The sequence below is a fragment of the Modestobacter sp. VKM Ac-2985 genome (assembly GCF_026967925.1).
Lineage (GTDB): Bacteria > Actinomycetota > Actinomycetes > Mycobacteriales > Geodermatophilaceae > Modestobacter.
In genome coordinates, this window is sequence record NZ_JAPVBI010000001.1 from 827,308 (window position 1) to 851,010 (window position 23,703).

The 23,703-nt window shown below is 74.4% G+C and carries 19 protein-coding genes and 3 pseudogenes; 16 read left to right on the forward strand and 6 right to left on the reverse strand.

The features are described from left to right. Nucleotides 1-11: 11 nt before the first annotated feature. Nucleotides 12-551 (reverse strand): methylated-DNA--[protein]-cysteine S-methyltransferase, encoded by a 540-nt coding sequence (locus tag O2V61_RS03825; RefSeq protein WP_269182000.1) that lies wholly within the window; start codon nt 549-551, stop codon nt 12-14. Then, nucleotides 548-2,050, reverse strand: coding sequence for an Ada metal-binding domain-containing protein (locus O2V61_RS03830; RefSeq protein ID WP_269182001.1), 1,503 nt, complete (start codon nt 2,048-2,050; stop codon nt 548-550). Before O2V61_RS03830 ends, O2V61_RS03825 begins: the two co-directional genes overlap by 4 nt. Nucleotides 2,051-2,279: 229 nt before the next feature. On the opposite strand from O2V61_RS03830, the gene O2V61_RS03835 reads away from it, so the two are divergent. The 6 genes from O2V61_RS03835 (at nt 2,280) to O2V61_RS03860 (ending at nt 9,987) form a co-directional block, all read left to right on the forward strand. Continuing rightward, on the forward strand, nt 2,280-2,861 hold the full coding sequence (locus O2V61_RS03835; RefSeq protein WP_269182002.1) for an RNA polymerase sigma factor: 582 nt from the start codon (nt 2,280-2,282) through the stop codon (nt 2,859-2,861). A gap of 96 nt (nt 2,862-2,957) precedes the next feature. Then, complete coding sequence (locus tag O2V61_RS03840) at nt 2,958-3,551, forward strand: hypothetical protein (RefSeq protein WP_269182003.1); 594 nt, start codon at nt 2,958-2,960, stop codon at nt 3,549-3,551. A 20-nt stretch (nt 3,552-3,571) separates the two neighbouring features. After that, nucleotides 3,572-6,313, forward strand: coding sequence for a CHAT domain-containing protein (locus O2V61_RS03845; protein WP_269182004.1), 2,742 nt, complete (start codon nt 3,572-3,574; stop codon nt 6,311-6,313). 61 nt (nt 6,314-6,374) lie between these two features. Next, a complete protein-coding gene (locus tag O2V61_RS03850) occupies nt 6,375-7,763 on the forward strand; it encodes a S8 family serine peptidase (RefSeq protein WP_269182005.1) in 1,389 nt (462 codons plus the stop codon). Between the two features lie 137 nt (nt 7,764-7,900). Beyond that, nucleotides 7,901-9,076: a 7TM domain-containing protein gene (locus tag O2V61_RS03855; protein WP_269182006.1), complete on the forward strand. Its 1,176-nt coding sequence runs from the start codon at nt 7,901-7,903 to the stop codon at nt 9,074-9,076. Then, complete coding sequence (locus O2V61_RS03860) at nt 9,073-9,987, forward strand: sugar-transfer associated ATP-grasp domain-containing protein (RefSeq protein ID WP_269182007.1); 915 nt, start codon at nt 9,073-9,075, stop codon at nt 9,985-9,987. Before O2V61_RS03855 ends, O2V61_RS03860 begins: the two co-directional genes overlap by 4 nt. A gap of 121 nt (nt 9,988-10,108) precedes the next feature. Here the strand turns inward: O2V61_RS03860 and O2V61_RS03865 are convergent, their stop codons facing one another. After that, nucleotides 10,109-10,684, reverse strand: coding sequence for a hypothetical protein (locus tag O2V61_RS03865; protein WP_269182008.1), 576 nt, complete (start codon nt 10,682-10,684; stop codon nt 10,109-10,111). A 158-nt stretch (nt 10,685-10,842) separates the two neighbouring features. On the opposite strand from O2V61_RS03865, the gene O2V61_RS03870 reads away from it, so the two are divergent. From O2V61_RS03870 to O2V61_RS03910, 9 genes and pseudogenes are all read left to right on the forward strand, one after another. Then, complete coding sequence (locus tag O2V61_RS03870; protein ID WP_269182009.1) at nt 10,843-11,748, forward strand: ABC transporter ATP-binding protein; 906 nt, start codon at nt 10,843-10,845, stop codon at nt 11,746-11,748. Beyond that, nucleotides 11,745-12,569 carry an ABC transporter permease gene (locus tag O2V61_RS03875; protein WP_269182010.1) on the forward strand — a complete coding sequence of 275 codons (825 nt, stop codon included), beginning with the start codon at nt 11,745-11,747 and terminating at the stop codon, nt 12,567-12,569. The genes O2V61_RS03870 and O2V61_RS03875 overlap by 4 nt, the downstream gene beginning before the upstream one ends. Beyond that, nucleotides 12,566-13,816 (forward strand): sensor histidine kinase, encoded by a 1,251-nt coding sequence (locus tag O2V61_RS03880; RefSeq protein ID WP_269182011.1) that lies wholly within the window; start codon nt 12,566-12,568, stop codon nt 13,814-13,816. Before O2V61_RS03875 ends, O2V61_RS03880 begins: the two co-directional genes overlap by 4 nt. Then, nucleotides 13,813-14,451, forward strand: a complete 639-nt coding sequence (locus O2V61_RS03885; RefSeq protein WP_269182012.1) for a response regulator — start codon at nt 13,813-13,815, stop codon at nt 14,449-14,451. The genes O2V61_RS03880 and O2V61_RS03885 overlap by 4 nt, the downstream gene beginning before the upstream one ends. A 134-nt stretch (nt 14,452-14,585) precedes the next feature. Then, nucleotides 14,586-15,783: pseudogene (locus O2V61_RS03890) on the forward strand (DUF222 domain-containing protein). A 95-nt stretch (nt 15,784-15,878) separates the two neighbouring features. Continuing rightward, nucleotides 15,879-16,934 (forward strand): annotated as a pseudogene (gene ychF, locus O2V61_RS03895) (redox-regulated ATPase YchF); the annotation flags it as partial. A 284-nt stretch (nt 16,935-17,218) separates the two neighbouring features. Continuing rightward, entirely contained in the window at nt 17,219-17,416 is a 198-nt protein-coding gene (locus tag O2V61_RS03900) for a hypothetical protein (RefSeq protein WP_269182014.1), read from the forward strand. 190 nt (nt 17,417-17,606) lie between these two features. Then, nucleotides 17,607-17,813, forward strand: a pseudogene (locus O2V61_RS03905) (TOBE domain-containing protein); the annotation flags it as partial. A 113-nt stretch (nt 17,814-17,926) separates the two neighbouring features. Further along, nucleotides 17,927-18,886: an NADP-dependent oxidoreductase gene (locus O2V61_RS03910; RefSeq protein WP_269182015.1), complete on the forward strand. Its 960-nt coding sequence runs from the start codon at nt 17,927-17,929 to the stop codon at nt 18,884-18,886. A gap of 56 nt (nt 18,887-18,942) precedes the next feature. Here O2V61_RS03910 and O2V61_RS03915 read toward each other — a convergent pair whose 3' ends face one another. Next, a complete protein-coding gene (locus O2V61_RS03915; RefSeq protein ID WP_269182016.1) occupies nt 18,943-19,416 on the reverse strand; it encodes a hypothetical protein in 474 nt (157 codons plus the stop codon). Between the two features lie 149 nt (nt 19,417-19,565). On the opposite strand from O2V61_RS03915, the gene O2V61_RS03920 reads away from it, so the two are divergent. Next, the gene (locus O2V61_RS03920) at nt 19,566-20,411 is read left to right on the forward strand and encodes a mechanosensitive ion channel family protein (protein WP_269182017.1); all 846 of its coding nucleotides are present in this window, start codon (nt 19,566-19,568) and stop codon (nt 20,409-20,411) included. 13 nt (nt 20,412-20,424) lie between these two features. Here O2V61_RS03920 and O2V61_RS03925 read toward each other — a convergent pair whose 3' ends face one another. Together O2V61_RS03925 and O2V61_RS03930 are read right to left on the reverse strand one after the other, a co-directional pair. Next, the gene (locus tag O2V61_RS03925; protein WP_269182018.1) at nt 20,425-21,102 is read right to left on the reverse strand and encodes an LmeA family phospholipid-binding protein; all 678 of its coding nucleotides are present in this window, start codon (nt 21,100-21,102) and stop codon (nt 20,425-20,427) included. 119 nt (nt 21,103-21,221) lie between these two features. Then, the gene (locus O2V61_RS03930) at nt 21,222-23,642 is read right to left on the reverse strand and encodes an MMPL family transporter (RefSeq protein ID WP_269182019.1); all 2,421 of its coding nucleotides are present in this window, start codon (nt 23,640-23,642) and stop codon (nt 21,222-21,224) included. Nucleotides 23,643-23,703: the final 61 nt, after the last annotated feature.

The window sequence follows — 23,703 nt, forward strand, 5'->3', positions numbered from 1 at the left end:
TGAAGAGCTTCCTATGCCCGGGTGGGGACGGGGGCGTGCGCGGCCTCGTGGTCGAGCAGCCAGCGCTTCACCGGCGTGCCCCAGCGGAAGCCGCCCAGGCCGCCGCCGGTGGACAGCACCCGGTGGCAGGGGACGAACAGCGCCGCGGCGTTGCGCGCGCAGGCACCTGCCGCCGCACGGACGGCGGACGGGCGGCCGCAGCGCTCGGCGAAGGCGGCGTAGGTGTCGGGCTGCCCGGCGGGCACGGTGCGCAGCACCTCCCAGGCGTCGGTGAGGAAGGGGCCCGAGCGCTGGCGCACCGGCACCGCGTCGATCGCGGTCACGTCGCCGGCGGTGAAGGCGGCGACGACGTCGAGCACCGGCAGGCCGTCGGCACGCTCGACCCAGGTCGGCCGCAGTGAGCGGTGCACGACGGGCAGGAGCTCGCCGACGTCGTCGGTCCAGCCGCTGGCCAGCACGACGTCCGTGCCGTCGGGGTCGGTGGTGACGAGCACGGTGAACGGTCCGGGCGGGGTGTCCGTGGTCGCGTAGCGGGCAGCTGCGGTGGTCATGACGGGCTCCGTTCAGGAGTGGTGCCGCGGGTGAACAGGGAGGGGACGGCCAGCGCCCACAGGTGCATGACGGCGTAGGAGCGCCACGGCCGCCAGCGGGCCGCGGCGTCGGCGTCGGAGCTGCCCAGGGCGGTCAGGCTGCGCCGCAGCGCCAGGTCGCCGGGCAGCCAGACGTCCGGGTCGGCCAGCCCGCGCAGCCCGACGAGCGCCGCCGTCCACGGGCCGATGCCGGGCAGGGCCAGCAGCTGGCGGCGGGCCTCGTCCCGGTCGGCGCCGGGATCGAGGGGGACGCTGCCCGCGGCGAGCGCCGCGGCCAGGGTGTGCACGGTGCGCCGGCGGGCACCGGTCAGCCCGACCGCGGAGAGGTCGGCGTCCACGAGGGCGTCGGCGCGCGGGAACGCGTGGGTCAGGGTGCCGACCGGTTCGGCGAGCGGCCGGCCCGCCGCGGTGACCACCCGGGCGGTGAGCGTCCGGGCGCCGGCCACCGACACCTGCTGCCCCAGCACCGCGCGCACCGCCAGCTCCTCCGCGTCGGGGGCGGCCGGCACCCGCCGCCCGGGGGCGCCGGTCACCAGCGGGGCGAGCGCCGGGTCGGCGCCGAGCAGCGCGTCCACGGCGGCCGGGTCGGCGTCCAGGTCCAGCAGCCGCCGGCACCGGGAGACGGCCACGCCGAGGTCCCGCAGCTCGGTCAGCCGCAGCCGGGCGAGCACCGCCGGTCCGCCGTCGGGGGCCGGGGAGAGCCGGACGACGGCGGGGCCGTGCGGCAGGTCGAGCACCCGGGAGAACGTCGTCCCGTCCCACTCCTCCAGACCCGGGGTGGCGTGTGCCCCGAGGAAGAGCAGCACCTCGTCGGCGGCGAACGGCGCGCGGGCGGCCAGCCGCAGGGTCAGCCAGCCGGGGGTGCCGCCGTCGCTGCGCGGGGTGGCCGGGCGCAGCGCGGAGGGCGTCGTCGCGAACACCGACCGCACCGTGTCGTTGAACTGCCGGATGCTGGCGAACCCGGCCGCGAACGCGACGTCGGCCATCGGCAGCAGGGTGGTCTCGATCAGCAGCCGGGCGGTCTGCGCGCGCTGGGCGCGGGCCAGCGCCAGCGGGCCCACCCCGAGCTCGGTGGTGAGCAGCCGGTGCAGCTGGCGCTCGGAGTAGCCCAGCCGCGCGGCCAGCCCGCCGACCCCGCCGCGCTCGACCTCACCGTCGGCGATCAGCCGCATCGCCCGGGCGACGACGTCGGCGCGCACGTCCCACTCCGGCGACCCGGGGACGGCGTCCGGGCGGCAGCGGCGGCAGGCGCGGAAGCCGGCCGCCTGGGCCGAGGCCGCGGTGGTGTGGAAGGAGACGTTGCGCTCCAGTGGCGTGCGCGCCGGGCACGACGGGCGGCAGTAGATGCCGGTCGTGTGCACTGCGGTGACGAACCACCCGTCGAAGCGCGGGTCGCGGCTGGTGACGGCGCGATAGCAGTGCTCCGCGTCGAGCCGGCCCCGTTCCAGCACCTCGGTCATGGCACGAGCATGGCACCGCCCGGCCCGGGTGACTGGCGGCTTTCGGACACGGCGGTGGAGGTCGTCCCGGGCGTTCGGAGCCGCCCGCGGTCGTCGGGCCCGGCCGTCGTCCGGTGGCGTGCAACCGGTTTGCCCTGCAGTCCCGGCGGCCCTAGCGTGCTCACCGGCGCCGTCGGCGGCCACGTCTCCAGTCCGGCGGCTCGACGAGCCGGTGCGCACGAGGAGGACCATGGCGGTGGCCTGGCACGCCGACGCCAGGGAGCAGGCCCGGCGTGCGCGTGCCGAGCGGGACCGCGCACTGCTGGCCGGCTGCCGCCGGGGTGACAGCTCGGCCTGGCGGGCCCTGCTGGAGGACCACGAGCGGCTGGTGTTCTCCATCCCGCTGCGCTACGGCCTCAGCCATGACGACGCCGCCGACATCGCCCAGCTCACGTTCACCGAGCTGCTGCAGAGCCTCGACTCGATGACGGACGACGCGCGACTGGTCGGCTGGCTGGCCACCGTCGCGCGCCGGCAGAGCTGGCGGCTGTTGGAGCGACGGAAGCGGGAGACCGCCGTCGAGGAGGTGCCCGACAGGGCCGACGCCGACCCGGCCGAGGCCTGGACCCGGGACGAGTGGCTCTACGAGGGCCTGCTCTCGCTGGACACGCGGTGTCGCGAGCTCCTCATCGCCCTGTACCTGAGCGAGGAGTCGACCGCCTACGCCGATGTCGCGGCCCGGCTCGGGCGCCCGATCGGCAGCATCGGCCCGACCCGCGCCCGCTGCTTGAAGCGGCTGCACGAGCTGCTCGGCGACGAGCAGGAGAACTGAGCGCGAGAACTCCTCGCGACGCTGTATCAGCCGGCCGCGGTCGCGGCACGTGCTCCCTGACGGGGGCGCAGGACCAGCACAGGAGGGACGGCCCACATGGTGGCGTTCGCAGACGTCGTGGACTGGGTGGACGGGAAGCTCGACGGGCCGGCTGCGGCCCGGGTCCAGGCGGCCGTGGAGACCGATCCCGGGCTGCGTGCAGCCGCCGACTGGTTCCGGGCCTTCCGCGCCCAGGCGCAGCGGATGCCGCTGTCCGCGCCGCCGGAGCGGGTGCGGGACACGCTGATGAAGCGCTTCGCCGCCTACCGCCCACCGCCGCCCGGCCTGCTGGAGCGGGTGCGTGCGGTGATCTCCTTCGACAGCGCCACCGCGCAGCTGGCCCTCGGTGTCCGGGCCGCGGACACCGGGACGGTGCGGCACCTGGTCGTCGAGTCCCCGGTCGTCGACATCGCGCTGGACCTCTACCCCGAGGACCGGACCGTGCGGGTGGAGGGTCAGGTGCTGCCGGGCGACCCCGACGTCCCCGGGCTGGGCACCATCCGGCTGATCGCCGCGGACAGCGAGCTCGCCACCGCCTCCTCCGACGAGAACGGCCGGTTCGCCCTCCCCCCGGTGCCGCCGGGTGAGGTGCTCTTCTCCGCTGCCGTGGCCGGCGTGCTGGTCGAGGTCGACCTGCTGCTGCAGGCCTGAGCCGGCGGACGGGAGCGGACGTGGACGGCGACGAGGAGGTGGCGGCGGTGCTGGACGAGGCGACGACGCTGGTCCACCAGGACCCGGTAGCGGCCCGCCGCCTCGCCGTCAGCGTGCTGCCCCGGACCACGTCGGCCTTCCTGCTGGCCCGGGCCGACTACGTGCAGGCCCAGGTGCACGCCATCGAGGGCAGCCTGGACACCGCGCTCGGCCTGGTCACCCGGGCCCGGGACGGCTTCCGCTCGGCCGGGGCCGCGTTCGAGGAGCTGCGCACCGAGCTCGGCATGATGCACGTGCTCAACGAGCAGGGCCGGCACGACGAGGCCATCAGCCGCGGGCTGGCGGTGCTCGAAGTGCTCGACCGCTCCCCGGAGGTCGCGGGCGACGCCGACCGGGCCTGGTGGCTGCGCGGCACGGTCCACCGCAACCTGTCGGTGTGCCAGACGTTCGCCGGCCGCCACACCCTCGCCCTGGAGCAGGGCCGTGCCGCGGAGCGGGCGTACCTGCGCGCCGGGATGCAGGAGGACGTCGCCGTGCTGCGGCAGAACAGCGGTGAGCAGCTGCTGGACCTGGGGCGCGTGCACGAGGCGGTCGAGGCCTTCACCGAGGCGGCGGGCGCCTTCCGGGAGGCGGGCACGACGCTGCTGGAGGCCCGCTGCCTGGTCGACCTGGGCCGGGCCAGCGTCCAGGTGGGGCGCTGGACCGACGGGCTGTCGGCCTTCGATGCCGCCCGCGACCAGCTCGAGCGACTCGACGTGCGTGCCGACCTGGACCAGCTGCTGCTCCGGTCGGCCGAGGCGTGGCTGGGGCTCGGGCTGCACGACGAGGCGCTCGTGGCGTACCAGGAGGCCGAGGAGTCGCTGCGCAGGGCCGGGCAGACCCACTACCTGGCCCAGGTGCTGACCGGGGCCGGCGTCGCCATGACCCGCCTGGGGCGCCTGGCCGATGCAGAGGAGGCGCTGACCGAGGCGACCCGGCTGCACCGCAGCCGTGGGAACGTCCCGTTGCTGGCCGAGGCACTCGTCGAGCTCGCCGACGTGCGGCATCAGCGTGACGACCTGACCGGGGCGCTGGAGCTGGCCGACGAGGCGGTGACGCTGCTCGCCGGTCAGGAGTGGACGACGCAGCTCATCTACGCCCACCTGCGGGCCGCCGACCTCCGGATGGCCGGCTCCGCCGACCTCACCACTGCCGAGGCGCACCTCGCGGCGGCGGCCCGGCTCACCCAGCCGCTCGGGCTGCCGCCGCTGCAGTACCGGGTGGACGCCAGGACGGGCCGGCTCCGGCGTCTGCAGGGTGACGTCGCCGCCGCTCGTTCCGCCCTCCGGGCCGCCACCGGCGCGGTGGAGACGCTCCGGGCCACGCTGCCCACCGAGGCCATGCGCGCCTCGTTCCTGCGGGACGCCGCGGCGCCCTACGCCGACCAGGTCGCCCTCGAGCTGGACAGCGGCGACGTGTTGGCCGCCCTGGATGCCGCGGAGCGGTCCAAGTCCCGGGCGCTGTCGGACCTCCTCGCCCGGGTGCACCGGAGGGACGACGCCACGGGGGAGGCGGCGCGGACCTCGGCGCTGCACGAGGAGCTGATGGCCACCTACAACGAGATGCTCCGCGAGGACCCGGACCTCGCTCCCGAGGCGCGGGCCCGCCGCCGCGCCGCGCTGCGGTCACGCGCCACCGCCACGGAGGTGGCCCTGCGAGCGGAGCGGCTGCAGGCTCCCGTCGCCGATGCCGACCCCATCGGCGCGCCGGTGAGCGCCCGCGACCTCGCAGCCCGGTTGCCCGCCGACCTCGCGGTGCTCCTCTACCAGATCGTCGATGACCGGGTGCTCGCCTTCGTCGTCGCCGGTGGCGAGGTGCGCTCTGCCGAGCACGTCAGCGACTGCGGCCGGGTGCGCCCGCTGATCCGTCAGCTCGACGCGCAGTGGCAGCGCCCGCGGATGGGCGGGGCGTTCGTCGCCCGGCACGGCGCGCGGCTGGCCGCCGCCGCGCGTCAGGTGCTCCAGGACCTCTACGCCGAGCTCGTCGCCCCGCTGGACCTGCCGGACCTGCCGCGCCTGGTCGTCGTCCCGCACGGACCGCTGCACGAGGTGCCCTTCCACGCCCTGCACGACGGTGGGCAGTGGTTGCTCGAGCGGTACCAGGTCACCGTCGCACCGAGCATGAGCGTGCTGCTGTCCACGATGGACGTCGTCCCCGCCGGTGGCCCGGCCCTCGTGATGGCGCTGCCCGACGCCGCGGCGTCCCAGGTGCAGGCCGAGGCCGTCGCCGTCGCCGCTGCGCTCCCCGGTGCCCGCGTGCACATGGGCAGCGAGGCTGACGTGCTGACGCTGCGCCGGGAGGCGCCGGGCAGCGCGGTCGTCCACGTGGCGTGCCACGGGCTGTTCCGGCCGGAGAACCCGATGTTCTCCGCTCTGCGGCTCTCCGACGGCTGGATCACCGCCGCCCAGCTGCTCGAGATCGACCTGACCGGCTCCCTGGTGACGCTGTCGGCCTGCGAGACCGGCCGCACCAACGCCGAGGGCGCCGGTGACGAGACGGTCGGGCTCGCCCGCGCCGCTCTCGGTGCAGGTGCTGCCGCCGTCGTGGTCAGCCTGTGGCTGGTCGACGACGCCGCCGCGGCCGCGCTGATGTCCCGGATGTACGCGGAGCTCAGCACGGGCGCCACGCCCGCGGCGGCGCTGCGCACCGCCCAGTGCGCGCGTGCGCTGGCCGGCGACCACCCCTGGTACTGGGCGCCCTTCGTGCTCGTCGGAGCGCCCTGACCCCTCCGCTGGAGCCCCTGGCGGACCGGATCCCACCCACCACCCACACCCGGAGGTCACGATGTCCCGCACGTCCCTGGCCCGACGTCCCGCCGCCCGTTCGATCACCGTGCTCACCGCAGCCGTCGGCGTCGCCCTCGGCGGTCTTGCCGTCGCACCCGCCCAGGCCGACGAGGACGCCCCACAGGCGGTCCAGCTGGCCGACGAGGACGAGGACGGCGACGAGGACGAGGACGGCGACGAGGACGAGGACGGCGACGAGGACGAGGACGGCGACGAGGACGAGGGTGACGGCGAGGACGACGCGGCGACCGCCGCGGCCGTCGCCGGCGTCACCGACGTCGTGGTCGCTCTGCAGCCCGGTGCCGACGGCGCCGCCCTGGCTGCCGAGTACGGCCTCACCCCGGTCGACACCCTGCAGGGCTCGCCCGACGTCCTGCTGCTGCGGACACCCGCTGGCAGCGACGTCGTCGCGGTCGCCGAGCGGGTGGCCGCGGACCCGCGCGCCCGCTTCGCGGAGCCGGACTACCTGACCGGTGCCCCCGAGGCCAACCCCACCTACGGCTGGGGGACCGATGCCGGGCCGCAGCCGGCCGGCACCGACCCCGCGGCGTGGCTCGGGCAGGAGGCGCTCACCCGGCTGGGCGTCGCCGAGGCGCAGGCCACGAGCACCGGCACCGGCGTCACGGTGGCCGTGATCGACACTGGCATCGAGGCCGGGCACCCCTCGTTCGCCGGGCGGCTGACCGCCGGTCACGACGTCCTCGACGGTGACGGCGCACCCGACGACGTCGCCAACGGGCTGGACGACGACGCGGACGGCCGGGTGGACGAGGCCGCCGGCCACGGGACACACGTCTCCGGGATCGTGCTGGCCGTCGCCCCGGACGCGACGATCATGCCGGTCCGGGTGCTGGACAGCGACGGCCGCGGCTCGGTGTTCGCCCTCGCCGAGGGCATCCGGCTCGCCCTGGCCGACGGCGCCGACGTGCTCAACATCAGCCTGGGCACCACCGAGGACTCCGAGCTCGTCGACGAGGTGCTCGAGGAGGTCTCCGAGGACGTCGTTGTGGTCGCCTCCGCGGGCAACACCGGGACGCGCAGCACCCAGTACCCCGCCGCGACCAGCGGCGTCGTCTCGGTCGCCAGCGTCGACGCGCAGGACCAGCTGTCGGTGTTCAGCTCCTTCGGCACCGCGGACGTCGCCGCCCCGGGCGAGGCGATCGTGAGCACCTTCCCGGGCGGCGGGTACGCGGCCTGGGCGGGCACCTCGATGGCGGCGCCGTTCGTCGCCGGCCAGGCGGCGCTGCTGGTCGCCCGGGGTGGGGAGGACGCCGCCGAGGCCGCGGTGGACGTCATCACCTCCACCGCCGTGCCGGGTGCCCCGGAGCTCGGTGCCGGCCGGATCGACGTCGCTGCCGGCGTCCTCGCCCCGACGCCCGGGGACTGACCCGACCGCGTCGCCGACGGGCGACGAGCACCGCCGACGCGCCTCCTGCCATCCGGGCAGGGGGCGCGTCGGCGTGTGCGGCCGGTCACCCCGGCGCGGGACGTATCAGGGGACCTCGTGCCCGGCACGTACCGGGCATGTCACGCACAACCGCACAGTCGACCGACGCCGGCGGCGAGCTGCCGGACCGGGCGTCCCCCCGACGCCTCTCCGCCGCGGGGCGGGTGGTCGTCGCCGTGGCAGCCTTCGCCCTCTTGCTGGCCGCCTTCGTCTTCTCGCCCCGGACCGACGTGTCGCGCGACCCGGACGCCGTGATCGGCACCCAGGAGCTCGTGCGGATCAGCGGCCCGGACGGTTCGGTCGAGGTCATGGCGCGGATCGACACCGGGGCCAGCAGCTCCTCGATCGACGACGACATCGCCGAGGACCTCGGCTTCGACCTCGACGACGCCGAGACGGTGACCGTGGCCTCCTCGCTGGGGCGGGAGGAGCGGCCGGTGGTCCGCGGCGGCCTGCAGCTCGCCGGCGGCACCGACCCGGCCCGCTTCACCGTGACCGACCGGTCCGAGCGCAGCACCGAGGCGCTGATCGGCCGGGCCGACCTCCGTGGCGTGCAGGTCGTGGTGGGCCAGCGGATGCTGACCACCCCCGGGGCGGAGACCGCACCGTCGGCCGTGCGCACGCTCCTGTCGGAGGGGCCGGCGCTGGGGCCGCAGTCGCTGCTGGCCGTGCTCCCGCTCGCCGCGCTGGTCATGGTGCTGCTGCGGGTGGTCGTCGGGGTCAGCACGCTGGGCACCTTCTCCCCGGTGCTGCTCGCCTTCGGCTACACCCAGGCCGGCCTCACCCTGGGGCTCGTCCTCACCCTCGCGATGCTCGCCCTGGGCCTGGCGGCGCAGCCGCTGCTGCGCCGCTTCCGGCTGCCCCGGGTGGCCCGGCTGTCGGTGCTGATCGGCCTGGTGACGCTGTTGTTGCTGATCGCCCAGCACGCCACCGGGCTCTCCGGGGCCGCCGACTCGTGGGGGGCCGCGCTCCCCGTCGTCGTCACCGCGGTGATCATCGAGCGGCTGTGGGAGGTCTGGGACCTCGACGGGCCACGCTCCGCCGTCACCGACGCGGCCGTCACCCTCGCCGTCGCCGTCCTGGTCACGCTGCTCGTCCTCGCCCCGGCGACCCGGCTGCTCGCCGAGACCGCTCCGCTGCCCTTCACCCTCGCCTGCGTCCTCGCAGCGGGCTGGGCCGGCACGTATCGCGGGCTCCGGCTCGTCGAGCTCGTCCGTTTCTCCTCGTTCAGCCGTACGGAGGCCTTCCGATGACCGTCCAGCCCCTGCCCACCGACGCCCGACCCGGGCTGCTGTCCCGCCTCCGCCGCTTCGACGAGGTGCTCGGCATGAACGGGCGCAACGACCGGATCGCCCGGGACAACCCGTTCCGGTCCGTGCAGCTGGTCAACGACAAGCACGCCACCAAGACCGCCCTGCTCGCAGTCGGCGCCCCCACGGCCCCGACGCTCGCGCTGGTCCGGTCCCGCCGCGACCTCCTGGCACTGGACTGGGCCGGGCTGGGCTCCTCGTGGGCGCTCAAGCCGAACCAGGGCCTGGGCGGCGGGGGCATCCTGCTGGCGACCGAGGCCGACACCGATGCCGAACCGGGTGGCGCCTGGCGCACCGGCTCCGGGCGGCGGATCACCCGGGCCGACGTCGTGGACCACGCACGCTTCGTCCTCGACGGCGAGTACTCCGGCCGCCCGCGGGACGCGGCGCTGTTCGAGCCGCTGATCCGCACCCACCCCGATCTGGAGCGCCTCTCCTACCAGGGGCTGCCCGACGTGCGGGTGCTCTGCCTGGACGACCGGCCGGTGCTGGCGATGATGCGGTTGCCGACGGCCGGGAGCGGCGGCCGCGCCAACCTGCACCAGGGCGCGGTGGGCGCCGCCGTCGACCTCGCCAGCGGTGAGGTCACCGGTGCCTGGAGCGGCCGCCGGCCGATGACCCACCACCCCGACACCGGGGTCGAGCTGATCGGTGCGCGCGTGCCCGACTGGGCGGGGGTGCTCGACGCGGCCTCACGCTGCGGGCCGGCCACCGGGCTGCGCTACGTCGGCGCCGACGTCGTCGTCGACCGGGCTGCCGGGCCGCTGGTGCTCGAGGTGAACGCCCGCCCCGGCCTGCAGATCCAGAACGTGACGGGCAACGGCTTGCGTGGCCTGATCGAGCCCGCTGCCTGAGCCCACCCGACAGCACCCCCGGTCCAGCGGACCGGGGGTGCTGTCGGGTCCGGGCGTACCGGGCACGGACGTGCGAAGGGCCGGGCAGCGGCGCTGCCCGGCCCTTCGTCCTGAGGGAGGGTCAGCTGACGGCGAAGCCCTCGAACTGCTTCTGGTCGTCGCCGCCCACGACGTTCCCGCCACCGACCGGTGCGGGTCGGTTGTCCTGGCCGGTGAGGTTGACCCGGATCGTGTTGCCGGTGACCTCCACGCCGCCGGTGTTCTCCGAGGCCTGCAGGCTGTTGCCGACCGAGGTGCCGGTGACGCGGACGGCGCCGTCGTTCTTGGTGGCCTGCACGTCGGCGCCGACCTCGGAGCCGGTCAGCGTGAGGGAACCGCCCTCCTGCACCTGGACGAGGCTTCGGACGAAGGAGTCGGAGATGTCCACCGACTCCGCGCGCTGCGCCTGGACGCTGCCCCGGACGCTGATCCCGTCGGCGTCCAACGAGGCGTCCTCGAGCACCCGGACGTCGCCCAGCACGCGGGTGCCCTCCAGCGAGCAGTCGGCCTCCTCCGGGACCAGGACGCTCGTGACCTCGATCGCCCCGATCGGGCCGGTGCAGACGACGTCGTCGGCGGCGAGGGCGGGGGTGGCCGTCAGGCCGGTCAGTGCGACGGCTCCGGCGGTGGTGGCGAGGGCGAGGAACTGCTTGCGCATGGTGACCTCCACGGTGCGGGGACGTCCCGGGTGTTCCCGGGACGCTCAGTACGTGCCGTGGGGCCGGGGGCCTGATACCCCGCCGTCCACCGATCGGTGGACGGCGGGCCCACGCTCCGGTGGTCCCGAGGGCTCCGGCGCGGCGACAGGCTCGGTGCATGACGACGACGGAGGCAGCACCCCTGCCGACCACGACCGGCGGGGACACCCCCGCCGTCGGAGTCCGCGGGCTGCGGAAGAGCTACGGAGGGAAGGCCGTCCTCGACGGGCTCGACCTCGAGGTGCGACGCGGCGAGTGCTTCGCGCTGCTCGGGCCCAACGGCGCGGGCAAGACCACGACGATCGAGGTGCTCGAGGGGGTCCGTCGCCGCGACGCCGGTGAGGTGACGGTGCTGGGGGAGGACCCGGCCACCGCCGGCCGCTCCTGGCGCGCCCGGATCGGGGTGGTCAGCCAGGGCGAGGGCGCCGGCCAGGCGCTCAGCGTGCGGGAGACCCTCGACCACTTCGCGCACTACACGTCCACGCCGCGGCCCACCGACGAGCTGCTCGCGGCGGTCGGCCTGGCGGAGAAGGCCGAGACCCGGGTGGCTCGCCTCTCCGGCGGCCAGCGACGCCGGCTCGCCGTGGCGCTGGGGGTGCAGGGCCGGCCGGAGCTGGTCTTCCTCGACGAGCCGACCACCGGGATGGACCCGGCGGCCCGGCGGCAGTTCTGGCAGCTCGTCCGCGACCTGCGGTCCGGCGGGACGACGGTGCTGCTGACCACCCACTACCTGGACGAGGCCGCCGAGCTGGCCGACCGGGTCGGCGTCATCGCCGGCGGCCGGCTGGTCGAGGTCGCCCCGCCGGCCGAGCTCGGTGCGCCGCTGCGCCGGCAGGCCACGGTGCGCTGGCGGGAGGACGGCGGCTGGCGCGCAGTGCCCACCGAGACCCCCGCCGCCGTCCTGCGCGACCTGCTCGCCGCCACCCCGCACGGCGAGGTCCCCGGCCTCACCGTCACCCGCCCCGACCTGGAGGACCTCTACCTCGCCCTCGTCGGCACCGTCGCTGGAGGAGAGCCCCGATGACCGCCCTGACCACCACCCGCCCGGCCCCGCCCTCGACCGCCCGCATCGCGCTGGCCCGGGTCGGCGTGGAGCTGCGGCTCTTCGCCCGGGAACGCCAGCAGGTGGTGTTCTCCTTCGCCTACCCGGTCGTGATGATGGTCGTCTTCGGCTCGGTGCTCGGCGGTGACGTGCTGCCGGGCGGGGTGCCGTTCCCGCAGTACTTCCTGGCCGGGATCGCGGCCACCGGCATCATGCTGACCAGCTTCCAGGCCGTCGGGACGGCGATCGCCGCCGAGCGCGAGGCCGGCCAGCTGGAGCGGCTGCAGCTGCTGGGCACCCCGCCGGCGGCCTACTTCGCCGGCAAGGCCGGGCAGGTGCTGGTCACCACCGCGGCGCAGCTGGCGTTGCTGTTGCCGGTCGCCCGGTACGGCTACGACGTGCCGCTGCCGGCCGACCTCGCCCACTGGCTGACGTTCCTGTGGGTCGCGGCGCTGGGTGCGCTGGCCGGCACGGTGCTCGGCATCGGGGTCTCGGCGCTGCCGGGCAGCGCCAGCTCGCTGACCACCTCGATCTCGGCGTTCGCGATCGTGCTGCAGTTCTTCTCCGGGGTGTTCTTCGCCTTCCCGGGGCTGCCGGGCTGGATGCAGCAGGTCGCGGCGGTGTTCCCGCTGAAGTGGCTGACCCAGGGGATGCGCTCGGCGTTCCTGCCCGAGCAGGCCGCGGCCTTCGAGGTCGCCGGCGGATGGGAGCACGGCCGGACGGCCCTGGTGCTGGTGGCATGGGTGATCATCGGCGTCATGGTGTGCGTGCGCACGTTCCGGTGGCGCCGGGCCGACGGATGACCGTCGGCTCCCGGCTCCGGTCCGCCGTCCTCCCCGCCTGGCGCGGGGAGGACGGCGCGCCGGTGTCCGAGGCGGGGTGGCGGGCCACCGTGCTGGCCTGGCACGTCGCCGTCGCGGCGATGCTGGGGACGGCGTTGGTGCGAGCGGTCGCCGTCGTCGACGCGGACGGCGGGCCGCGCGCACTGCTGGTCGGTGCGCTGGTGGTGTGGGCCGCGGCGTACGCGCTGCTGGGTGCTCATGCACTCGTCAGCCGGCACGAACGTCGCGCGAACGCCTACCTCGCGGTCATGGTCACGGCGATCGGCGTCGTCGGCTGGGTCGAGCCCTCGCTGCTCTTCCTGATGTTCCTGGTCTACACGCAGGTGTGGTTCCTGACGGAGTCCGTCCCGGCCGGGGTGCGGTGGACGGTCGCGGCGGCGGCGGCGAGCACGGTCGGGCCCCTGCTCGCCTGGACCCGCGGTGACGAGCCGCTGTGGGGGCCCGGGCAGACGCTGGTGGGGCTGGCCTTCAGCCTCGCCATGGGCTTGTGGGTCAACGGGCTGCTGGCCAAGAGCGAGCAGCGGGCTGCGTTGATCGAGGAGCTGGAGTCGACCCGCGCCGAGCTGGCCGACGCGCACCGCGAGCAGGGCGTCGCGGCCGAGCGCGAGCGGTGGGCCCGCGAGGTGCACGACACGCTCGCGCAGGGGTACACCAGCATCGTCGTCCTGGCCCAGACCGTCGCGGCGCAGCTGCCCGGCGACCCGGGTGCGGCCGCGGAGCGGGTGGCCCTGATCGAGGAGGTCGCCCGGGAGAACCTGGCCGAGGCCCGCGCGATGGTCGCCGCCTTCGCGCCGGTGGCACTGGACTCCTCGACGCTGGTCGACGCGCTGGGGCGGCTCGCCGAGCGGTTCGGCCGGGAGACCGGCCTGGCCACCCGGCTGGACACCGCCGCGCTGGCCGGCGACGCCGGCCTGACGCGCGTGGAGGAGATCGTGCTGCTGCGGGGAGCCCAGGAGGCGCTCGCCAACGTGCGCCGGCACGCCGCGGCTCGCGCGGTCGTCCTGCGGGTGAGCCGCGTGGAGACGGGGGAGGCGGCGCACGTGTCGGTGCACGTCGAGGACGACGGGGTGGGCTTCGACCCGGCTGTGGCGGACGGCGTGGGGCTGGCCGGGTTGCGTGACCGGGCCGAGCAGGTGGGCGGCGCCGTCGACGTCGTCTCGGCGCCGGGTGCGGGCACCCGCGTCACGGTGCGGGTGCCGGCTCGATGACCCGCGTGCTCGTGGTCGACGACCACCCGGTGGTGCGTGGGGGAGTGGTGGGCTGGCTGGCGGCGCAGCCGGACATCGACGTCGTCGGCGAGGCCGGCGACGGGCTGGAGGCCCTGGCGGCGGTTGCCGAGCACCAGCCGGACGTCGTCCTGATGGACCTGCGGATGCCGCGGATGGACGGCGTGACGGCCACCGGCCGGATCCTCGCCGCGCACCCGGGCGTGCGGGTGCTGGTGCTGACCACCTACGACACCGACGCCGACATCGTGCGGGCGGTCGAGGCCGGGGCGACCGGCTACCTGCTCAAGGACACCCCGCTGCCGCAGCTGGCCGACGCGGTCCGGGCGGCCGCACGGGGAGAGACGGTGCTGGCGCCGCCGGTCGCGGCCCGGTTGGTGTCCCGGCTGCGGGCGCCGGCGGTCGAGGCGCCGACGGCCCGGGAGCTGGAGGTGCTGTCCGGGGTGGCGCGTGGGCTGACCAACGCCGAGATCGGCCGGGAGCTGTTCATCGGCGAGGCGACGGTGAAGACCCACCTGCTGCGGGTCTTCGCCAAGCTCGGGGTCGACGACCGCACCCGGGCGGTCCTGGTGGCCGTCGAGCGCGGCCTGCTGCCGGGGCCCGGATCGGCTGGCTGACCGAGGCTCTCGATCGCTCTGTCAAGGGGCGAGCGCAATCTGTTGACAAGCTTCTGACCTGCGGATTCGCGTTGTGGTGACACCCCTCTGGCGGTACTGTTCGTACACGCGTTCGAATCAGTCGGGAGGTGTCTGTGAGCGAGTTGCAGTCGGCTCTGGACGCCCTGGCGGCTGAGGATCTGCACGGGGCGAGCGACGGGGCTGTGTTGGACCGGACGGCGATGCTGGTGCAGGTCGGCAATCGGGTCGCGGCGGAGTTGACCCGCACGGTGCGGCACGCGGAGACCACGCAGGCGGCGGAGTACGACGGGTTGAAGTCGATGCGGTCGTGGCTGATCGGGCACGCGCGGTTGTCGCAGACGGAGGCGTCGCGGATCGTGCGGTCGGGGCGGGTGCTGGAGCACTTCCCGGCCTTGGCGGCCGGGTTCGCCGACGGTCAGATCTCCGCAGCGCAGGTGAACGTGGTGGCGGAGAAGGTCGGGGTGGGTGAGGTGGCCCGGGCCGAGGAGCAGGACGTCGACCTGGGGGCCTTTGACCAGGTGTGGACCCGGGTGGCGGCCGAGTCGCCGCACCAGTCGCTGGTCGCGGCGGTACAGGCCTTCGAGGACGCGTTGGATCCCGACGGCCCGGAGCCGGACCCGACCGAGGGTCGTCGGTTGACGATCGCCAAGCACGCCGATGGCACCGTCACCGGTCGCTTCGACCTGGACGCGGTGGGTGGAGAGAAGGTGCAGGCGGCGATCGAGTCGATCGTGCAGGCCGACCGCCCGAAGGGTGATGAGCGGACCCGCGCCCAGCAGAACGCCGACGCCCTCGTGCAGCTCTGCGACAACCAGTTGGCGTCGGGGAACCTGCCGATCCTGCGGACGGTGAAGCCGCACGTGGTGGTGGGCATCGACATGGACGGTCTGGTCGACCCGGCGACCGGTGCTGGTGCGGGGGAGATGGGCTTCGGGGCGACGATCTCCGCGGCGCGGGCCCGCTACCTGGCGTGTGACGGCAGCATCTCCCGGATCGTGATGGGCCCCGACGGCGTCCCGCTCGATCTCGGCAGGGACCACCGGGTGGTCACCCCGGGCCTGCGCAAGGCAGTCGAGCGCCGCGACAAGTCGTGTGTTCGCCGGCTGCGGCGCCCCGAGCTGGTGGTGCGACGTCCACCACCAGATCCACTGGCTGCACGGCGGCGAGACCTCACTGCAGAACTCAGCGTTGTTGTGCGAACGGCACCACACCAAGGTCCACCACGGCTTCCGGGTCGAACGAGATCCCGGCGGGCGATGGCGCACCTACCGCCCCGACCACACCCAGATCCTCATCGGACCACCGCTGTAGCGGCCTGCGCTCAGACGACCCTGCGTTCGGCGGTCAGCTCGCTGGAAGTGCGCCGACGGCCCGTAAGCTGGTCTCCCGTGAGTCTCACCATCGGGATCGTCGGCCTGCCCAACGTCGGCAAGTCGACCCTCTTCAACGCCCTGACCAAGAACGACGTGCTCGCCGCGAACTACCCGTTCGCGACGATCGAGCCGAACGTCGGCGTGGTGGGCGTGCCCGACCCGCGGCTGGCGAGGCTGGCCGAGGTCTTCGGCTCGCAGAAGATCATCCCGGCCACGGTGTCCTTCGTGGACATCGCCGGCATCGTGCGCGGCGCCAGCGAGGGGCAGGGCCTGGGCAACAAGTTCCTGGCCAACATCCGCGAGAGCGACGCCATCTGCCAGGTGATCCGGGTCTTCACCGACCCCGACGTGGTGCACGTCGAGGGCAAGGTCTCCCCGTCCGACGACATCGAGACGATCAACACCGAGCTGATCCTCGCCGACATGCAGACGCTGGAGAAGGCTGTCCCGCGGCTGGAGAAGGAGTCGCGCAAGGACAAGGACCGCAAGGTCCTGCACGACGCCGCCGTCGCCGCGCAGGAGGTGCTCGACAGCGGCAAGACGCTGTTCGCCGCCGGTGTCGACCCGGAGCCGCTGCGCGAGCTGACCCTGCTGACGACCAAGCCGTTCCTCTACGTCTTCAACGTCGACGCCGACGAGCTCGCGAACACCGAGGTGCTCGACGAGCTGCGCGCGCTGGTCGCCCCGGCCGAGGCGATCTTCCTCGACGCGCAGACCGAGTCGGAGCTGATCGAGCTGCCCGACGAGGAGGCCGCCGAGCTGCTGGCCTCCATCGGCCAGGACGAGCCCGGTCTGGACCAGCTGGCCTCCGTCGGGTTCCGCACGCTGGGTCTGCAGACCTACCTGACCGCCGGGCCCAAGGAGTCGCGGGCCTGGACGATCCCGGTCGGCGCCACCGCCCCCGAGGCGGCCGGCGTCATCCACACCGACTTCCAGCGCGGCTTCATCAAGGCCGAGGTCGTCGGCTTCGACCAGCTGATGGAGGCCGGCTCGATGGCCGAAGCCAAGTCCAAGGGCTGGGTGCGGATCGAGGGCAAGGACTACGTCATGGCCGACGGCGACGTCGTGGAGTTCCGCTTCAACGTCTGATCTCGCGTGGGCCCGCAGGTCCGCGAGACGTGAGATCGGGTGACTGGCCGGCCTCCACGCGCGATGCTCTGCCGGTGGACGTGGGTGAGCCGGTGTGGGAGGACCTCCCGAGTCCGCGCGACCCGTCGGCAGCGGAGCGTCGGCTGCTGGAGACGCTGGTCGGCGCCGTCGGTGATCCGGTGCTGCAGCGCCAGGTGGACACTGCCGCCGTCACGGCGAGTTGCCGCTGCGGGTGCTCGTCGGTCCGGATGACCAGCGAAGGGCCGCCCGTGGCGGAGGCCCGCATGCTCCAGCTCTCAGAGGTCGACCGGTCCGACCATGTCCACGTCGACGCCTGGACCAGGACCCCGGCGCACCCGGACGTGCACGTCGTCCTGCACGTCGTGGCCGGCCTGATCGCCGAGCTGGAGTTGTTCGCCGGGGAGGGGGTCGCCGTGTCGGTCGCCGAGCTCGCCGACCCGACCGGCATCACCGTGGCCTGAGCGACCCTGTGCCGGACGGGGCCGGCCTGAGGTCGGCCCCCGGACGCCTCCGACGGGGTCGCTGCTGCGCGAGGGTGCGGTCAGCCCAGGGTCGCGGTCATGACGACGTTCTCCGGCGTGACGGTCGTGCACTCGAGGCTGAGCAGCCCGGCCGACACGGTCTCGCCCTCGCTGCAGGCGTCCCGAGCAGCTCGAGCTGCTGCCGCCCGGCGCGGGTGTCGCCGCCCGGGTGGTGGATGCCCAGTTCTGCGGCCACGACGCGCTCGTCCGACTCGAGCTGCCCGGTGGGGAGGTCGTGCTGTCCCGGGTGCGAGGCCCGGTGCCGGACGTCGGGTCGGACGTCGCGCTGCGCTGCACGGAACGAGTGCTGGCGTTCGCGCCGGACGAGGAGAGCTGAGCCGGGCCGCCGCACCGCAGGCAGGCAGCAGCAGGAGAGGCCCGGGACGCGGGCGCGACGAGCCGGTGCAGCTGTCACCCTGGTGCGAGAGGACCTGATGACGGGGGAACACGGTGCGCGCTGTCCAGTTCAGCCAGTTCGGGGACCCATCGGTCCTGCACGTCGCCGACCGGCCCGACCCCGGCCCACCGCAGGGTGACGAGGTGCTGGTGCAGGTCGCCGCCTCGAGCATCAACGGCACCGACCTCGGGCTCCGCCGCGGGGACGCCAAGATCGCCACGTGGGGACAGATGCCCTTCACCCCCGGGTTCGACGTCGCCGGGACCGTCGTCGGCTGCGGACCCCGGGTGACCGCCTTCAGCCCGGGGGACCGGGTCATGGCACTGCTCGGCCACAAGGGTGGTGGCCAGGCAGACCGGGTGCTGCTGCGGCAGCGGAGGGCTGCGCTCATCCCGCGCGGCTGCTCGTGGATCGACGCGGCAGCCATCCCCCTGGCCGGCCTGACCGCGTTGCAGGCACTCCACCGGCACGGGCGCCTGGGCTCCTACGGTGCCGGCGCCCGCGTCCTGGTCATCGGTGCCTCGGGCGGCATCGGCTCCTTCGCGGTGCAACTGGCGAAACTGGCCGGCGCGCACGTGACCGGGGTGTCCAGCGGTTCGAAGGTGACGTTCGTGGCCGGCCTCGGCGCCGATGAGGTCATCGATCGGCACCGCGATGACGTGGCCGGGACCGCCGGACACTTCCACGTGATCCTCGACAGCCCCGCCCGTTTCGGTCTCCGCGATCTCCAGCACCTGCTCACGCCCGACGGCGTCTTCGTGACGACCAGGCCGCTGGGCACCGATGCCCTCCGTGCGGTGCCCGCTCGGCTGCGGCGGCGCACGCGGAGATGGGCGCCCGTGATCACCGGTGCCCGGCCGTCGGACCTGGCGCACCTGGGCGACCTCGTCGTCCGAGAGGAGCTCCGCCCGAACGTGGACCGCAGCTACCCGATGGCCGACGTCGCCGACGCCCACCGCCACGCCGAGGGGCCGGCCACCGGGAAGGTCGTCCTCGACATCAGCGCGACCTGACCGCAGCCCAGTCGCTCGAAACTGTCGGTCGGCGGGGTCGCCGCTGTGGGGTGCGGTCAGCCCAGGGTCGCGGTCATGACGACGTTCTCGGGCGTGACGGTCGTGCACTCGAGGCTGAGCGGCCCGGCCGACACGGTCTCGCCCTCGCTGCAGGAGACCTCCTGGCCGGCGATGCCGACGGTGGCCTCACCGTTCTCCACCTGACCGAGGGTGACCGTCTGGCCGAGGACCTCGACCTCGGTGCCGTCACCGGAGAGCGTGACCACGCAGGAGCTGCCGGAGCACTCCACCCCGGACTCCATGGCCATGGCGTCGGTCTCGGTCGCCATCGCATCGGTCTCGGTGGCGGAGTCCTCCGTCATCGTCGGCTCGCTGGTCTCCTCCTCGGCGGGGGTCTCGATCGCGGTGTCCAGTGCGCTGGTGGCATCGTCCACTGGCTCGTCGGAGCAGGCGGAGAGCGGGACGAGCAGCAGGCCGGCGGCGGCGAGGCCGGACGCCAGGCGGCGGGTGCGTGTCGGAGAAGTGGCCATGCCAGGAGCGTAATGTGATCCACGTCACTCTGCGCTCGGTGTCGGGAAAGTGTCACGTGCGCGTGACCTGCCGGCCACCTGCGGCCCGGCCCGAGGGCATCCGGCAGCGCGGCTCACTGATGCGCGGCCCCCTGGAGCATCATCCCGGCATGCCGGTCGCTCTGCACCTCACCGACGTCCTGGCCGCGGTCGAGGACGTCGACGTCGTCGTCGAGGACGACATCGCGGTCGGCGAGGCCCTCCAGGCGGTGGCGGTCTTCCTCGCCTCCATCCTGCTCGCGGTGCTGCTGCGGCGCCTGCTGGTCCGGGCTCTCGACCGGGACGCCGACCGGCACGTCGGGCTGGTCGCCGGCCGGTTCCTCGGGTTGCTCGCAGTCGGTCTCGGCGTCGTCTACGCCCTGGACCTGCTCGGTGTGCAGATCGGCCCGCTGCTCGGTGCGCTCGGCGTGGGCGGCATCGCCATCGCGTTCGCGGCCCAGGACATGCTGCAGAACCTGATCGCCGGGGTGATGTTGCAGATCCGGCGTCCGCTGCGGCTGGGTGACCAGGTGGCCAGCGGCGACTTCGAGGGCGTCGTCATCGACGTCAACCTCCGGACGACGGTGCTGCAGACCTACGACGGCCTGATCGTCTTCCTGCCCAACGCCGAGGTGCTGAAGAACCCGATCATCAACTACACCCGCACCCCGTTGAGCCGGACGTCGCTCACGGTCGGGCTGGCCTACGACACCGATCTGACCCGGGCCCGGGAGGTGCTGCTGCAGGCGTGCGCGGTCGCCGACGGCGTCGCGGACACCCCCGCCCCGGAGGTCTGGGTGGAGACGTTCGGCGACTCCTCGATCAACCTGGCGGTGCGGTACTGGCACCCCGCGGACATCGCCAGCCGCTGGCGGGTGCGCAGCGGCGTCGCCATCTCCGTGAAGTCCGCGCTGGACCAGGCAGGTATGACCATCCCGTTCCCCCAGCGGGTCCTCTGGTCGGGAGAGCAGGACTGACCGCCGTCCTGCGTCAGGGCCGGATGACGACGTCCGTGCCCCGGGCGCGCAGCACCAGACCGTCGTCGACGCCCTCGATCGCGGTCAGCTCCTGGCCGAAGGGCAACGGGTCCAGCGGCACCCGCAGCGAGAAGCGCTGCCCGAGGAGCAGCCGGCTGGCCTCCTCGAGGTCCGTCTCGGTGTCCAGCGCGGTGGGGGCGATGGACAGCGCCCCGTCCTCGGGGGACAGCTGCGCCAGGGCAGAGGCAGAGACGGACTGGCCGAGGAGGTCGACCGTCCCGGTCAGCCGGACCTCCTCGCCGGGCGCCGCGCCGACCGTGAGCGGGCGCCCGGTGACCTCCAGGTAGCGGTTGAGGTCGTCGTAGCCCAGGAACGCCTCCCCGACCGACCGTTCGATCCACACCGCCGCCGGGTCCTGGACGAGGAGGTCGTGGAAGGAGACGTGCACGCCGCTGAGCCGGGCCTCCACCCGGTCGACCGACATCGGCCCCGACGTCACCTCGCGGACGGCGACCGCCACGTCGTCGTAGCGCCCCTGCACCGCCTGCAGGAGGAAGAACACGCCGTTCACCTGCACCGACGGGCGCGTGGAGACGCCGGTCGCCTGCTGGATGTCGCGCGCCAGCAGGGACTCGGCCCCCCACCGGGCCAGCCGGTCGGACCCCCACAGCAACAGAAGCGTGCCCAGCACCACGGAGATCCCCAGGACCACGGTCCGCCGCGCCGGTCGCGGCCGGGCAGCCCGGCGGGCAGTCGCCCCGTCGGCGTCCGATCCCGCCCACCCGTCGTGGGCGGGTTCGCCACCACCGGTCACCGCCCGCCCACCTCCGACCCGGCCGGCTGGCCCTCCCGGGAACTGCTCTCCCGCGCCTCCTCGTCCCGTGCCGCGTCCTCCCGGATCTCGTTCTCCAACGACTCGTCGCGCACCACCTCCGGGCCTCCGCTCCGTGCTCCCGCGGCGCCCGTCCGGCGCAGCTCGTCGACCGGGACGGACTCGGTGCGCACCCGCCGGCTGGGCCAGCTGGCTGCCCGCCCCAGCAGGGTCAGCACGGCCGGGGTGAGCACCGGACGGATCAGGAACGTGTCGATGAGCAGGCCGGCGGCCATGGTGAACGCCACCTGCCGGAACGTCTGCAGCGGGATGATCGCCACCATCCCGAAGGTGGCGGCGAGGATCAGCCCGGCGGCGCTGATCGCCCGGGACGTGCTCGGCATCGCCAGCATGATCGCCTTGCTCAGCGGATGTCGGGCGGCCGCCTCCCAGATGGAGCCGACGGCGAACACGTTGTAGTCCGACCCCAGCGCCAGCAGCAGCACGGCGGTCGCGAACGGGACGTAGAAGGCCAGCCCGGGGTCGCCGAGCACCACCTGGAAGAGCAGGACGCTCAGCCCGAGCGCCGCCGCGACGCCCAGCGCGCTGCACGCCATCAGCACCAGCGGCGCGCAGAGCGCGCGCAGGTACACGATCAGGATCAGCAGCTCCACCAGCAGCACCGCGGTCAGCGTGATCCGGAGGTTCTCCCGGGTGATCGCGGCGAGCTCACCGGCGATCGCGGTCTGCCCGGTCACCGCCACCTCGGCGTCCTGCAGTCCGGCCTCCGCGGCCAAGGTGTCCAGCTGGGCGGTGAGCCCGCGCAGGTCGCTGATCGCCGGTGCGGCCAGTGGGTCGCTGTCCAGGATCACGACGAAGCGCGCGGCGTCGCCCTCGGGTGAGAAGACGACGCCGTAGCCCTCGGGGAGCGGGTTCTGGGCCGGGCCGAGCACCTCGGCCACCCCGGGCTGGGCCTCGATGGCCGCCTGCAGCCGTTCCAGCGCCGGCCGCTGCGCGATGACCGCGTCGCCCTCGACGATCACCTCGGTGGGGGCGATGACGCCCCGGATCCCGGAGTCCTCGAGCACCGCCGCGCCCCGGCTCACCGGGTCGTCGGACGGCAGGCCGGAGGTGAAGGACAGGTCCAGGCGCATCTGCAGCAGCGGCGCCGCGGCGAGCACGAGCACGCCGGTGGCCAGCAGCGTCGCCACCGTCGCGCCGCGCCGGTCGACGACGATCCGGAGCAGCCAGCGGTTCCCCCGGCGACTCGGGGGGCGGCGTGAGGGGTGCAGGGTCCCCAGCCCGAAGAGCCGCTCGCCCAGGATCGCCATCAGCGCCGGCACCAGGGTCAGCGACACCAGCACCCCGATGACGACGGTCAGCGACAGCGCCGGCCCGAACGCCTGGAACAGCTGGAAGTCCGCGGCCAGCAGGGCCGCGGTGCCGGCCGCGACCGTGATCCCGGCGACGGCGATGATCGGCGCGTTGGTGCGCACCGCCCGCCGGGTCGCCTCCAGGCGCGGCAGCCCCCGGTCCAGCTGCTGGCGCAGACCGGCGAAGAACAACACGCAGTAGTCGGTGACCACCCCGATCAGCAGCGCGGCGATCAGCGGCTGCAACTGGTCGGGGAGCGCGAAGCCCAGGGCGGCGGCGAGCACCCCGAGGCTGCGGATCGCGACCAGGTACCCCAGCCCGGCGGCCAGCAGCACGACGAAGGGCGCCACGACCGAGCGGAACGTCAGCCCGACGACGGTGGCGATCAGCACCAGCGTCGCGACCTCGAACAGGTGCAACCGGGCCTCGAGGTAGTCGGCCTGGGCGACCTGGGCCGGGACCACCCCGGTCACGTAGGTCTGCACCGAGCTCTGGTTGTGGAAGTGCGAGGCGTACTCGCGGGCCAGGTCCCTGGTCCGCTCCAGCGACGTGTAGCCGGAGACGTACAGGTAGGTGACCGCGGTCTCCGGCGTCGACGTGGGCAGCGGGACGGCGGCGACGATCTGCCCGCGCCCGGGTGGCACGTTGCCGTCCAGGTAGGCCTGGGTGTGGGTGGCTGCCCAGAGCGCCACGTCGGCCTGGGTGAGGATGCTGAGGCCGTCGGGGTCGTGCACCACCACGGAGACCTGGGAGAGCACCGGCACGTCGAAGAGCTCCAGGGACCGGTCCTGGACGGCGGCCGCCGGGCTGTCCTCCGGCAGCAGGTTGCCGATGTCGGCCCCGCCGCCCCCACCGGCCGTGGGGAGGAACATCGACACCACCACGGTCAGCAGGAGCCAGCCCGCAACGACGAACCAGCGGGCCTTGACGACGGCGTCCCGGTAGCCACGGGCGGCCCGTCGGGTCGCGTACCGGGCCGGTCGGGTCGCCCACCGGGCCGCACGGGCCAGCCCGGCGAGGCGACGCGTGACGGCCGTGGCTGGCACCGGGGCCTCCAGCCTCGCGGTCCTACCGAGTGAGCTGAGCAGCCGTAGGCTACCGGCGGTT

Coding starts and splice junctions, on each gene's coding strand:
- O2V61_RS03825 (WP_269182000.1), bottom strand. CDS start 551: ATGACCACCGCAGCTGCCCGCTACGCGACCACGGACACCCCGCCCGGA.
- O2V61_RS03830 (WP_269182001.1), bottom strand. CDS start 2,050: ATGACCGAGGTGCTGGAACGGGGCCGGCTCGACGCGGAGCACTGCTAT.
- O2V61_RS03835 (WP_269182002.1), top strand. CDS start 2,280: ATGGCGGTGGCCTGGCACGCCGACGCCAGGGAGCAGGCCCGGCGTGCG.
- O2V61_RS03840 (WP_269182003.1), top strand. CDS start 2,958: ATGGTGGCGTTCGCAGACGTCGTGGACTGGGTGGACGGGAAGCTCGAC.
- O2V61_RS03850 (WP_269182005.1), top strand. CDS start 6,375: ATGTCCCGCACGTCCCTGGCCCGACGTCCCGCCGCCCGTTCGATCACC.
- O2V61_RS03855 (WP_269182006.1), top strand. CDS start 7,901: ATGTCACGCACAACCGCACAGTCGACCGACGCCGGCGGCGAGCTGCCG.
- O2V61_RS03860 (WP_269182007.1), top strand. CDS start 9,073: ATGACCGTCCAGCCCCTGCCCACCGACGCCCGACCCGGGCTGCTGTCC.
- O2V61_RS03865 (WP_269182008.1), bottom strand. CDS start 10,684: ATGCGCAAGCAGTTCCTCGCCCTCGCCACCACCGCCGGAGCCGTCGCA.
- O2V61_RS03870 (WP_269182009.1), top strand. CDS start 10,843: ATGACGACGACGGAGGCAGCACCCCTGCCGACCACGACCGGCGGGGAC.
- O2V61_RS03875 (WP_269182010.1), top strand. CDS start 11,745: ATGACCGCCCTGACCACCACCCGCCCGGCCCCGCCCTCGACCGCCCGC.
- O2V61_RS03880 (WP_269182011.1), top strand. CDS start 12,566: ATGACCGTCGGCTCCCGGCTCCGGTCCGCCGTCCTCCCCGCCTGGCGC.
- O2V61_RS03885 (WP_269182012.1), top strand. CDS start 13,813: ATGACCCGCGTGCTCGTGGTCGACGACCACCCGGTGGTGCGTGGGGGA.
- O2V61_RS03900 (WP_269182014.1), top strand. CDS start 17,219: ATGCTCCAGCTCTCAGAGGTCGACCGGTCCGACCATGTCCACGTCGAC.
- O2V61_RS03915 (WP_269182016.1), bottom strand. CDS start 19,416: ATGGCCACTTCTCCGACACGCACCCGCCGCCTGGCGTCCGGCCTCGCC.
- O2V61_RS03920 (WP_269182017.1), top strand. CDS start 19,566: ATGCCGGTCGCTCTGCACCTCACCGACGTCCTGGCCGCGGTCGAGGAC.